Here is a 12,470-nt window from a genome sequence, read left to right as displayed (position 1 = left end):
TAATTGTTAGTGCTCTGCCGCAGTTCGTTTTGACTTTGCCCAGAATCCGATTGCCGCTGCCACTAGGTAGCCGATCAACAAGGCTAGAACCAGCTTGCCGGCTAGCTCTGTTTTGGGAGAACTATGATCGGTGATCTTGTCATAGATAGCCGTCGCTGCAGCGACGAGTGCGCCTATGACGGATGCCCCCATCATGAGGTTCCACACCCAGCGCCAAAAACCGCGTGGTCGATCGTCGCCCAAAACGTCCTTGCTATTCATCAGCATGAAGAAAGTGACGTAAGCGATGGGCAAAAGCATCATGCCAAAGCTTGAGACAAGAATTGCCAACCACAGCTTCGACGGTCCTTCCCAGACGTACGGCCAAGCAGCCCCAGCAACGCCAGCCACCAGGCATCCAATGACCATTACCGAGCCGTTGCGCGGCTTATTAAAGGCTTCGCAGAAAACAAAACCGTTGATCATCATGAGAATGATGATTGTCGAGAACCCCATTCCAAAAATGCCGAGACCAAATACAAGATTCGCGTTCTTTTCCCCCAGCAAGGGCGCCAGTGCTTTGCTTAGCTTGAATGCATTACGTTTGTCGAACGATGCCGCAATTCGCTTTTCGGCTTCTGGCAGAGTGGCGATTTCTTTCAGTACCTCTTGCTGGTCAGGTTCATCAAGTTCGTCTAGCTTCTTACCCGCCAACTCCGGTCGAACCCTCGCAATTAGATTGGTTTGGGCTTGAGCAAATAATTCGCTGGTCTGGACCACTTGAGGGTCTGAGGACAATAGTTCCTCGTCCGCTTGTCCGTGGAACGCGTGGGCTGATGCGATCACCACACAAGCAGTCACCAAGACGTAAGGGATGGCCATGCCAGTAGAGAGATCAAACCGGGCAAGGCCGCGAAAGCTCTTTCCCCAGCCTCTTTGCAGCATCGAGTACGGCAGGAGGAAGGTCATGTTGATGCCCACCGCGGTCGCCGCGGCACCAATCATCACCGCGCGTTGCTCACGAGCCAAACGCGTGCCCCAGAACTCTTTAGCTTCCGCTGGCAAGTCGGCGAGCAACGGACGCAGATCGCCGGTAGCTTCCCTCCATTGAGAGAAGTCCGGTATGAAGCCCGCAAAGATCGCCGACCAATCCAGCAAACCTTGCCTGCTCAAGTAAATCACTACGCCGAAGAAGCAAAGTACAATGGCACCTATGAGCGCCTTGAGAAACAGATCAAAGACTTTAGCAGTTGCCCCACCCTTGAGGTTAAAACTCAAGACAATTGAAGTAATCGTCAGAATAATTGCCGAAACCGCGAGCTTGGCGTTTTGTGACGAACCGACCAATCCGGAGGCTAAGTTTTGCTCCAGCGCTTCGTAGCACAGGCTGAACTGTGGCATGCACCAAAGGATGTTGGCAAGGCAGGTCGCGATCAACCAACCCCAGCCGAGTACCGGATTGACATGTTGGTTGATAAGTTGAAACGGCCGCTGCTCGGTCGATAGCGTGACGTAGCTAATTGCCGACAGCATGACAACGCCCATGATGATCGCCACGAGTTGCAGCCACAACATGCTAGTGCCACCGAGTACGCCGAGGAACAAAGCTCCTGAGAGCGACCCACCACCAAGGGTAATTGCACTTTGTAACCAGCCGGGCCCTGAAAGACGCGTGTAGGTTCCGAGTTTACCTAAAAAGCCCTTCTGCTCGGCGTCGATCAGCATTTGCCGGTCGCGTTCGACCGATTCGTCCACGGGTGCTGGAGTGTTTGACATAGGAGACTAGCCCGCCTGAAAGAGATGAGTACCAAACACGATGCGAGCACCGCGGCAAAATGAAAAGATGATCGCTAGAAACGCGATGTAAAAGTCCTACGAAATGCCCTCGGCCCCCAGCCAGCGTTCTGCATCCAGAGCCGCCATACAACCGGTGCCGGCGGCCGTGACGGCTTGGCGATAGTAATCGTCGGCAACGTCGCCGGCGGCGAACACGCCTTCCACGCTGGTATTAGTGCGGAAGGGCACAGTCCACTTGAGGTAGTGCTTCTCGTTCATTTCGAGCTTGCCCTCCAGGAACCGCGTATTGGGTGTGTGACCGATTGCCAGGAACATGCCTGTTGCTTCCAAATCTCGCTTCGAATCGTCCACGGTGGACTTAACTCGCACGCCGTTTACGCCCCCATCATCAGTGCCGAGGACCTCTTCGACTTCGCTATTCCAAACGACTTCGATCTTGTCGTTCTCTAGCACGCGATCAGCCATCACTTTCGAGGCGCGCAGTTCGTCACGGCGATGAATCATGTAGATCTTGCTGGCGAATTTAGCCAAGTAGTCCGACTCCTCACAAGCAGAATCACCACCGCCAACGACGACTAAAGGTTTATCACGAAAACGGGGCAGAGCACCGTCGCAAACGGCACACGCGCTGATGCCGCGATTCTTGTAAGCATCTTCCGAAGGGAGGCCCAAGTAGTTCGCCCGCGCACCGGTGGCAATGATCACGGCATGCGCTTCGACCTCTATGCCGCCAAGTGATTTTAACTTGAAAGGGCGGTTCTCGAAATCCACTTCGGAGATATCGTCCGTTTCGATTCGCGTACCAAAATTGGCCGCTTGTTGACGCATGAGGTGCATCAATTCCGGTCCACTAGCACCTTCCTTCTGGTGCATGTCCGCCAGATACGCATACTCGTCAGCAAGAGAGCTCTTCAAATACCCGCTCATATCACCCGCAGGGAACCCGGGGTAGTTTTCCACCTCGGTCGTAAGAGCAAGCTGCCCGAGGGGGAGTGTGCCGTCTTGGCGGTTTTCCTCCGTGACAGCACCTTCAAAAACGAGCGGGTTTAAGTTCGCACGAGCGGCATAAATGGCGGCACACCAACCAGCAGGGCCGCTACCAATAATCACTACATGTTCGGGCACGTAAATTCGTCCTATGAATCGGGCGTCAAATGGTAGGAATAGTCGCAAAAAGCGCAAGTAGGGATTATAGAGCGACTAAGGTCAATCGTAAACGGACTGATTACCACTCATTTCACTGTTGAGCTGGCTCCGCGCTCGCCCGAAACGCAGAGCAAGCTCAGCGGCTATATGCTTCCGGTGCGTTACTTTCGAGCTTATGATTGAGTTCGACTGAATTCTCAGCTTCCTATCGTTGGCCTAATACATGTTCACACTCCTCGTAGCCTTCGGCTCGTTTGCCGGCTTTCTGTTGGCGTATCATACTTACGGACGATGGCTGGCGCGAAAATTGTTTGCGTTGGATCAGGATGCTGAGGCCCCGAGTGTGCAGCTTTGCGACAATATCGACTACGTGCCCACGCCAAAGCACGTGGTCTTCGGGCATCACTTTACGAGCATTGCCGGCACAGGGCCTATCGTGGGGCCAGCCATCGCCGTTTTCTGGGGTTGGCTGCCTGCTCTGCTGTGGGTGCTGATCGGTTCGATCTTCATTGGTGCCGTCCACGATTTTGGCGCGCTGGTAATCAGCTTGAGAAATCGCGGGCAAACGGTGGGTGAAATCGCGGGCCGAATCATCTCGCCTCGTGCGAAGGTGCTGTTCCTCACGGTGCTGTTTCTGGCGCTGACCATTGTGCTGGCGATCTTCGGCCTGGTGATCGCCAAGATCTTCGAGATCTATCCGCAGTCGGTACTAAGCGTTTGGATTGCCATGCCCTTGGCCGTTGCTATTGGGTTTTGGTACCGCCGGGGCGGCAGCCTGCTATGGCCTTCGGTGATCGCGTTAGTTGTTCTCTACGCCGCCGTCTACATTGGCGCTGAACACTTACCGCTGACTCTCCCCGCTGAGTGGTCCAAACAACTCGCCAGCGCAACCGGGCTAGACGCCAGCTGGTTCAATCCGGTGGTGCTGTGGACCACGTTGTTGATGATCTACTGCTTCATTGCTTCCGTGCTGCCGGTCTGGGTACTGTTGCAGCCTCGCGACTACATCAATAGTCACCAGTTGTTTGTCGCGCTCGTGCTACTGATTGCTGGCCTTGGTGTTGCCGCCCTGACGGGGCAAGCCGACCTGCAAGCCAGTACGCCAGCCATTGCAAAGGAAATTCCCGCAGACGCTCCGCCGATATTTCCCTTTCTGTTCGTTACGATTGCTTGCGGAGCAGTCAGTGGTTTCCATTGCCTCGTAAGTTCCGGCACGACGAGCAAGCAAATCGCGCGGGAGCCCGACGCTCAGTACGTTGCCGTTGGTGGAATGTTGCTCGAAGGGGCGCTGGCCGTGTTGGTGATTCTCGCCTGCTGTGCTGGTCTGGGCATGGGTGTCGAAGGTGCTGAAGGACGACTCACAGGCCGAGCAGCTTGGGAAAGCAAGTACCAGTCGAAGATTACTGAAGTCACAGCAGCTGATGGCACCACCAGCACGGTCGGTGGCTGGGCGAATCATCGACTGGGTCAGAAGGTAGGCGCCTTCGTCGACGGCGGGGCTAATTTCCTGAGCGCGATAGGGATTCCATTGAAATATTCCCTCGCCGTGATAGCCGTGTTAGTTGCCTGCTTCGCTGCGACCACGCTCGATACCGCCACCCGTTTGCAGAGGTATGTGATTCAGGAACTTGGCGCTTCGCTGCACGTGCAGCCCCTTACCAACAAGTACACGGCCACCTTTGTCGCCGTCGCAGCCGGCTTGGCCGTCGCAATGATCAAGGGCCCCATCGGCCCCGGCTCGGGCGGCATGATCTTGTGGCCGCTGTTCGGCGCGACCAACCAGTTGCTCGCCGGGCTCGCCATGCTGGTGACCGCGTTCTATCTATGGCGACGCGGCAAGCCGGTGGCCTTCATCGTCGTACCGATGGCGCTGATGTTCGTGATGCCCGCCTGGGCCATGCTTTGGAATATGTTCAACGCAGAGAGCGGCTGGTGGCAGGATGGCAACTACTTGCTGGTCGGCTTCGGCGCAGCGATTCTTGCCCTGCAAGCATGGATGATCGCGGAAGCCTGGGCCGCTTGGCCGCGAGCGAAGAATATACTTGAGGAAGCGCTGCCACCGCTCCCGTCGAAAGCGGAGCACAAACTGGCGGGCGGGCGGAGTTGCTAGAACGACGACCACACTCGAGTTATTCTGTACAGTAACGATGTTCCCAAGAGCTACCAGTACATCAGTTGTTCTGGGACTCGAGCTACCCGACGACGACGCCGACCATCATGCGGCTCGTGGCCCGCAGAGCGATTTTCGGTTTGTAACAAACAAGGACGCAGCACCCAGTCCAAGCAGGGCCATCGACGCTGGCTCGGGCACGTAGGTCACTGTGGCGCGAAATGCGGTTGAGTCGAAACTGAAGTCACCAAAGGGATCTACGATGAAGTGAACCTGTTCCCCCGAATTGACTGCAACGTCTGTAACCGTCATCGGCATGATTCCGGTACCACCGACAAACGAGCCGTTAGCCAAACTGCCGCTCACATCACCCACATCGACATACCAACGAACGCCATTGGCAAAGGCCCCGTTGGGGTCCATGTCGTCGAACTCGAACTCGATGTCGGCGGTGCCCGTTACAGGGCTGGTCCACGTGACAACGGCGAATCCAGTGCTTGGAGGATGCATCCAGATGGTGTCGGTAGGCCACGAGAAGGGAAGGAAAGGCGGCGATATATTGATTGCCGAACCCGACTGGTTGACGCCGACTCCAGGGAGTGAACCACCGTTGTTCCAATAGGGAGTTGTTGGAGTCCAGAGCGTAGCCGGGTCGCTGTTGGTGGCGAGCAACGGATAATCGCCATCGCGAACTGAGTCAGGCGACCAACGATACGACCACTCCGAAGTGGCCGTGTTAGTTGTGTTCGAGAAATCATCTACGGCCGAAGTCGTGATTGACGCCGAAGCCACACTGCAGCAGCCCAAAGCCGCTGCAAAGAAGAGTTGATACCGGATCATTAGCCATTCCCTTCCAGGAGATTAAGAACCAAGTCGCAGATGAGATTTGTACTGCCACCAGCGGGTGCCCGCTTGGCCTGCCAATATAACCCAAGACTTCCCTAGCGAGTCAAGCTGAGGACCATTTCTGCACGATTTCGACGTTTGCCGTATAGATGAAGCCCTTTGGACGGGCTATTGAGTGGCCAATTTTTGAATCTTTTCCCCAGGTAGACCTGCCTATCCGGGCGGCCATCATGCTCGCAAGGTCAACGAAAGTGCCCCGCAGGTCGGGGCTCTACAACGACTTTGTTACCACCGCTCTCGCCTAGACTGCTTTCGATTGGAACGACCCGTTGAGGGGCGGGTGTCTACTTACTGAAATCGATGCCTTTCACGACACACTCCATTCTTGTGCCGCCTATGGCACAAGAGCTACCAGCATGTCAGTTTTTCTGGGACTCGAACTATCCACGTTCGATGCCTTATATGTCACGAAGTCGTTCCGACTAGGTAGAACAGGAAATCTTCAACAGTGTCACGAGAGCGTAGTCTGGGAAAGAGCCCAATTACCAAGGGTTTGCATCGTTGAATTGACTGCATAGCCTCCGAGGTCAGCGTCACCTCTGCGAGCTGGCCTAATCCACAATCCGCTGAAACTTGTCCAACTTCGACGGGTTCTTATTCTTTGCGCAACTGATGGCGGGTGTACACAACGCTGCATCTAATCCCGCCTTCTGTGGGAACAGAGAAGCAGGCTGGCAGTAGCTGCCATTAGTATCACTGACGGCTCGGGGACGACTGCTGCGACAGCCACACTCGCTGTGATTCCGTAGTTGGATTCCCAATCGGAGAGTAGTCCGACGCTTGGGTCACGCTGCCAAAATAGAAAATCGAACCCGTCGACATCGTTGTCACGATCGAAATCACCTTGCAGCACGGCAAGTAGAGAAATGTCGTTCCCGTCGCCAGCGGTGTAGCTGATGCGCAGGTCCACGTTGCCCGCCGTCGCCGCTACGTCTCCTTCCCCCAGCCCCGCAAACTGACCCGCCAGCGTGCCGTCGACCAGCCCGATGGGGATCTCGTCGCCGGGCGCTGGGGTGTAGGCGCCGATCGCGAGATCGAGGTCGCCCGTGATCAGCAGGTCGCCGGAGACGTCGAGCTGATCGAACTGGCCGGCGCCGGTTCCGCTGATGTCGAGAGCCAGTTCGCTGCCGCTGAAGAGGGTGAGGTTGCCGTCGATGCTGGTTTCGAGCGCGGCCGCGGGGGAGAACGTGCCGCCTTCCAGGAAGAGGTTGCCGATCACGGCGCCGGCCTGGAGGTCGCCGCCGCTCATCGTGAAGCGGGCCTTGTCGCCCACGATCTCCAGCAAAGGCGTGGTGAGGGACGCCCCGGGGAACATCTCCAGCTCTCCCCCGCCGCTGACGATCACGTGGTCGGTCGCGTCGAGCGAGCCGTAGAGGTCGGTCTTGCCTTGGGTGAAGGCCGCTCCGCCGCTGGCCGTCGTGGGGCCGATGAGCTCGAGCAGCCCGAGACCGCTTTTGTTGAAGTCACCGGTGACGGTGACATCCGAAAACACTTCTATCCGCTCGGAAGCCCACACGTACGCGTCGTTGGGAAACAGTAAGTCATTGACGCCAATCGAAGCGGTATAGTTATCGCTGTCGGATGATACAAGGACTCCGCTCGTGATGCTGAGGGAACCTGGCCCCGAGATGATTGTAGAAAAATCTACCACCAACGCGTTCACGGAGGTGGGGGCGGTGAGCAACTCTAAGGAGCCTCTCTGCCACACGTTGGCGTTGGTGAGCGTGTCGGGCGTCAAATCGACTTGTAACTCGGTGCTGCGGTCGAGCACGCGGAAGTTGTTGTTGGGGTCGAGCGTAACTAGGCTGTTGGGTTTCGCAAATATGGCGGTGGAGTTCTGATTCGAATGCCCCGCCATGTAGGGAACGATACTGATGCTGGTCGTGCCCGCGGCGCCCGCTCCGCCAACGAGCGGCAAGGCACCGCCGGCATGAATCGCGCCTTCGGTGACCACGCCGCCGACGCCGCGGATCGGGCTATCGCCGTACACCGATAGCGTCGCGTGCCGCTGCCGGGTGAGGCTGTTCAGGGCAAACTCGCCGTCATAGCTACGCACGGCGACCTGACTCGAGGTGGCCCGGGCCAGGGTGACGTCGCCGAGGGTCTCGGTGTACGAAGTATTACCGCCACTGCCGCTAAGGGCACCGCCGGCAAGCGTCACCGGGATCGTATCGCCGATCCGATTACCCAAAGGATTTTGACCCAAACGAACCACAAGGCGGCCCGCTGGTTCCACCGTGATCGAACTGGTCGCGGTCAAGCTGCCTGCGTCAAAGATATCCAACCCTCTGGCCCGAATGATGGTCGGTCCCGTATAGGAAGCTTGTGCGTTGAGATACAACGTGCTGCCGACAAAATTGATCCTGTAATCTTGTTGGGTGCCGTCGACAATGAAGCCGCCGGTTCCGGTGATCGCGCCTTCTATAGAAAGTCCGCCCGACAGCCGCGACGAGAAATAGGTGACGTCGTTGGCAAACTCCATCGGGGCTTCGAGCTCCCATTCGCCTGAGTTAACCTTCTCGATGCGCGGGTCGAGCCCTCCGCTGGACACGAACCGCCAGGAGGCGCCCGCCGGGCGTAGTAAATGGGATGTGCGATTAGAATGGCGATTGTTGTTATCGAGCACGAGCCCGGAGAGGTCGTAGACCATCGGCGTGAAATCGTTTTCGATGTCAGGAGACACGGTGCCGCCGGTGGTGAAGCCGTCGATGTCTAAGCGGAGGACCGTGCCCGGCCCGCCCGCGGAGGGCGCGGAGGGCATCCACGCGCCGGTCGTGAACTGGGTGTCGACCTCCACCACGGCGGTGAGGGTGTGGGTGGGTTCGAGGATGAAGCCGGATTGTGCATAGCTCGGCGAAATCGAGAGCGTGGCGGCGAGCAGTGCGGCTAAGCTAGTGATGTTTTTCATTAGGAACTGCCCGACAGTAGACATAGAGGGGGAGTTTGTGAAATCTATCGAGGCTTAGTATATCAAGAATTGCCGGCTGACGCGAAATCTGCGATTTGGTACTTCGGGCGGCATGAGAGTACTCATGAAGGCAAATTCTGGGTTACGGGCGCGACGAAGAAAAATCGTTTAGATGTTCTCCCACTGACGAAGTAGCTTTCGACAAGCAATGTGTCCGTCCCAGACAGCAATGCGGATTCTAGCAGTGGAGAGCTTGTAGCGGTTGCACCACCCGCCAGCTCGAAGGAGCTGCTCTTCAATGCAGCGGTAAGTTCACCTGCCGCAGTTCAGATTGGCAAGTTAGTGCTAGGGCGTAAGTTGCCTGGAAGTGGTGCTACGAGCCCGAAGCGACAAGCTAGGCTGAGGTCACAGGCGTTCCAGGAACACGCCGCACTTTGGGCACTTGGCAAACCACATGGGCACCGATTCGCCGCAAGTGCACTTGATATTGTGACGCACCGCGGACGACCCAACGAGGCTGCCGCTTAGCCCGCTGCCCGAGCTACTACCGCTAGAAAGTTTAGGCGCATCGTCGAAGATGGAGGAATCTCCCATGGCAGGCGAGCTATCGAGCACGCTCTCGGAAGATGAGACTGCTTTCTTGACCGCGTCCTCAAGCCCGTGATCTTCCCTGGCTGCCGGCACCCTGACAAAGACTTGCCCTTTGCAGTAGGGGCAGAGCCCTTTCTTGCCGGCGTACTTGTCCTTCACTTTGAAAGAATGTCCGTGGGGACACTTCACTGCGATTCCCATGGAAACAGCTCCTTAAGGATCGGAGTCTGCGCGCTGTCTTGAAGAAGAATCGAGCGACGCTTCTTCAACCCTGCTCTTCACGCAACACGCACACTTGCTAGTACGGTCCGCTACGACCGCAACGTTTGCTAGTTGATTCCCCCGGCAAGAACGATTTTCCCGATGGCTGTTCCGCCACAGGACTCGTTTCGCGCCTATCGTGCGCTCTTTCTGATTCCAAAAACATTGGTGCCTACTCGCGAACAGAGCACCAATGAGAAGGCCCGACTTCTCTCCCGAGAATTCTAGAGAGACGTGCTCCTCCACTTCTATTCTTGAGGATAAACCACCACGTGTCAAATTCAGCCGTGCAGCAGCCCCCGGCCTGCATGGTTCGTCTTATAGCCCAAAGATCTATCCCGCTTCCGTGCCGGCGTCCGGTGGACCAGCAGCGGGTGCTTGGACTTGTAGGTGCTCCGCGTGGAAATTCGATACGACTTGGACAGCTTTACGGCCTTTCAATTGGCCGGGGGTAGCTTGGAATTTTGGGGTACCTTCGACCGTCACCAACAGCGGCTCATGAACATCCTTTTCGCTTGCCACGATATCACCCACCCGTAGTCCCAGCAGGTCGGCCGTAGTGATTTTCGTTCTTGCCATTTCCACGACCACTTCCATAGGGGCGCTAGCGAGCTGGTCGCCAATCTGTTGCATCGACTCGGTAGTGGGTGGTCGCCGACTGTAACTCACCCAGCTGTTCGAGGAAAGCTTGCCGCTGATACGTTCGATCGAGTTAAATGGTATGCAAAGATTGATCATGCCCCGAGTGCTGCCAACCGTGACTTCAAAGCTCACCAACACAACAACTTCATTGGCAGGAATGATCTGAACGAGCTGTGGGTTGCTTTCAACGCGATCGACTTCCAGCTCCAGGGCCAACACATTCTCCCAGGCGTTTTGCATTTCTCGCAGGAATAGACTGGTGATGCGTGATACGAGCCTTAGTTCAATTTCTGTCAGGGGTCGCCTGGCTGGGGGTGGGGAATTTGTGTTGCCGCCGAGCATGCGGTCGATAATCGGGAACAAGATCGAAGGGTTCAAATCGAGTATCAATTGCCCTTCCAAAGGTTTCGCATTCACAAGATTGAAGCAGGTAGGATTCTCCAAGCTGAACACAAACTCGCTGTAGGTGAGTTGGTCGACGCTCGTCAGCTTGACTTCCACAATCGTGCGCAACAGCGCGGAGAGTGATGCACCAAAGTTGCGACCGAAGCCTTCGTGCATCGTCTGCAAAGCGCGCATTTGCTCTTTGCCGACACGTTCAGGGCGTTTGAAGTCGTAGATGGCCACCTTTTGACGGCGCGGAGCAGCAGGCGTGGCAGGGTTGGCCTGCTTGTCCATGCCGCCGAGCAGGCTGTCCATTTCTTCTTGGCTGAGTTTCTCTTCGGACATCAACGCACTCCTTTGCGTTCTGCGACAACTTTATTGGAAGTTGTTGTTAGCCACTGGTACTTTTACCCTCGGATTTGGCCCGTGCCGTGGACCACGTACTTGTAGCTGGTTAATTCTTCGACACCGCAGGGGCCGCGAGCGTGGAATTTGTCGGTACTAATGCCAATTTCTGCACCGAGGCCAAACTCTCCCCCGTCGTTAAATCGCGTACTCGCGTTAACGACTACCGCAGCACTGTCGACTTCATTGGCAAACTGCTCGGCCGTGGCAAGGTCCTTTGTCACAATGGCATCGGTGTGGTGCGAGCCATACTGATTGATGTGTTCGATCGCTTCCGACGTTGAAGCAACGGTCTTGATGGAAATTTTTGGACCCAGGAATTCCGCGCCGTAATCATCGTCAGTCGCTGCGACGGCTTGGGGAACAAGCTCGCACGTGCGCGGATCCCCTCGCAACTCGACTTCATTCGCAAGTAGTGCACTGGCAACGACTGGCAAGAATTCGTTGGCTACGTCGGCGTGAACCAGCAGTGATTCGGCCGCATTGCAAACGCCCATGCGGTGGCACTTTGAGTTCACAACGATTTCGCATGCCATGTCGAAGTCGGCACTTGCATCGACATACACGTGACAGTTACCGTCGTAGTGCTTGATAACTGGCATCTGTGCTTCCGAGGCCACGCGACGAATTAGCCCCTCACCACCGCGGGGGATCGCTACGTCGATTTGTTCCGGTAGATGCAGGAAATGCCCCACGGCATCGCGATCAGTCGTAGAGACTAATTGTACCGCATCCTCGGGCAAACCTGTTTCTTGGGCCGCCTTCTGCAGTAGTTCCACAATGGCGCGGCTGGAGTGTGCCGCTTCTTTGCCGCCTCGCAGGATGACGGCGTTGCCGGCCTTAGTACAAATGGCAGCGGCGTCGGCGGTCACGTTGGGCCGCGACTCATAAATGAAAAACACCACGCCCAGAGGCACGCGAGTTTTCAGAATGCGCAAACCGTTGGGCCGCACTGTAGAATCGATGACTTGCCCGATGGGGTCAGCCAGGCTGGCAATTTGCTCCAAGCCTACCGCAATGGATTCGATGCGATCGGGCGTAAGTCGCAGGCGATCGACTTGTGCTTCTGTAAGTCCGTAGTCGGGAGCTGCTTCGAGATCGAGTGCGTTCGCAGCGGCGATGGCGTCGCCATTGTTGCGTAGCAACTCGGCGGAGCGAGCCAGCCATGCATTCTTCGCAGCGCCATCCACTTGTGCCAGTACTCGCGACGCGGCCTTCGCGCGGCGGGCAACATCTTGGCAGTAGCTAGCTAGGTCATCTTGCGAAGTTGCAGACGCGTCGGAAATTTTCTCGGAAGCAATCGACATCGGAAGTTGTGTAAGGGGGAAGGCTGAGTGGGAG

The 12,470-nt window shown here is 56.6% G+C and carries 8 protein-coding genes; 1 reads left to right on the top strand and 7 read right to left on the bottom strand.

The annotated features are described in order from the left end of the window. Positions 1–6 precede the first annotated feature (6 nt). Positions 7–1,755, bottom strand: coding sequence for a divalent metal cation transporter (locus HG15A2_RS05405; RefSeq protein WP_145058581.1), 1,749 nt, complete (start codon positions 1,753–1,755; stop codon positions 7–9). A 96-nt stretch (positions 1,756–1,851) separates the two neighbouring features. Beyond that, positions 1,852–2,901, bottom strand: coding sequence for a thioredoxin-disulfide reductase (locus HG15A2_RS05400; RefSeq protein ID WP_145058579.1), 1,050 nt, complete (start codon positions 2,899–2,901; stop codon positions 1,852–1,854). Between the two features lie 244 nt (positions 2,902–3,145). Here HG15A2_RS05400 and HG15A2_RS05395 point away from each other — a divergent pair, with 244 nt between their 5' ends. Next, entirely contained in the window at positions 3,146–5,032 is a 1,887-nt protein-coding gene (locus HG15A2_RS05395; RefSeq protein WP_145058577.1) for a carbon starvation CstA family protein, read from the top strand. A 105-nt stretch (positions 5,033–5,137) separates the two neighbouring features. Here the strand turns inward: HG15A2_RS05395 and HG15A2_RS05390 are convergent, their stop codons facing one another. From HG15A2_RS05390 to HG15A2_RS05370, 5 genes are all read right to left on the bottom strand, one after another. Then, a complete protein-coding gene (locus HG15A2_RS05390; protein WP_145058575.1) occupies positions 5,138–5,872 on the bottom strand; it encodes a PEP-CTERM sorting domain-containing protein in 735 nt (244 codons plus the stop codon). A 703-nt stretch (positions 5,873–6,575) separates the two neighbouring features. Then, positions 6,576–8,846, bottom strand: a complete 2,271-nt coding sequence (locus tag HG15A2_RS05385) for a hypothetical protein (protein WP_145058573.1) — start codon at positions 8,844–8,846, stop codon at positions 6,576–6,578. A gap of 405 nt (positions 8,847–9,251) precedes the next feature. Next, positions 9,252–9,638, bottom strand: coding sequence for a hypothetical protein (locus tag HG15A2_RS05380; protein WP_145058571.1), 387 nt, complete (start codon positions 9,636–9,638; stop codon positions 9,252–9,254). A 393-nt stretch (positions 9,639–10,031) separates the two neighbouring features. Continuing rightward, entirely contained in the window at positions 10,032–11,069 is a 1,038-nt protein-coding gene (fliM, locus tag HG15A2_RS05375) for a flagellar motor switch protein FliM (protein WP_145058569.1), read from the bottom strand. 62 nt (positions 11,070–11,131) lie between these two features. After that, complete coding sequence (locus HG15A2_RS05370) at positions 11,132–12,436, bottom strand: glutamate-5-semialdehyde dehydrogenase (RefSeq protein WP_145058567.1); 1,305 nt, start codon at positions 12,434–12,436, stop codon at positions 11,132–11,134. Between the last annotated feature and the right edge of the window lie 34 nt (positions 12,437–12,470).

The organism is Adhaeretor mobilis (assembly GCF_007741515.1).
Lineage (GTDB): Bacteria > Planctomycetota > Planctomycetia > Pirellulales > Lacipirellulaceae > Adhaeretor > Adhaeretor mobilis.
Note: the sequence above shows the minus strand (reverse complement) of the source record. Positions and strands in the feature narration are given on the sequence as shown.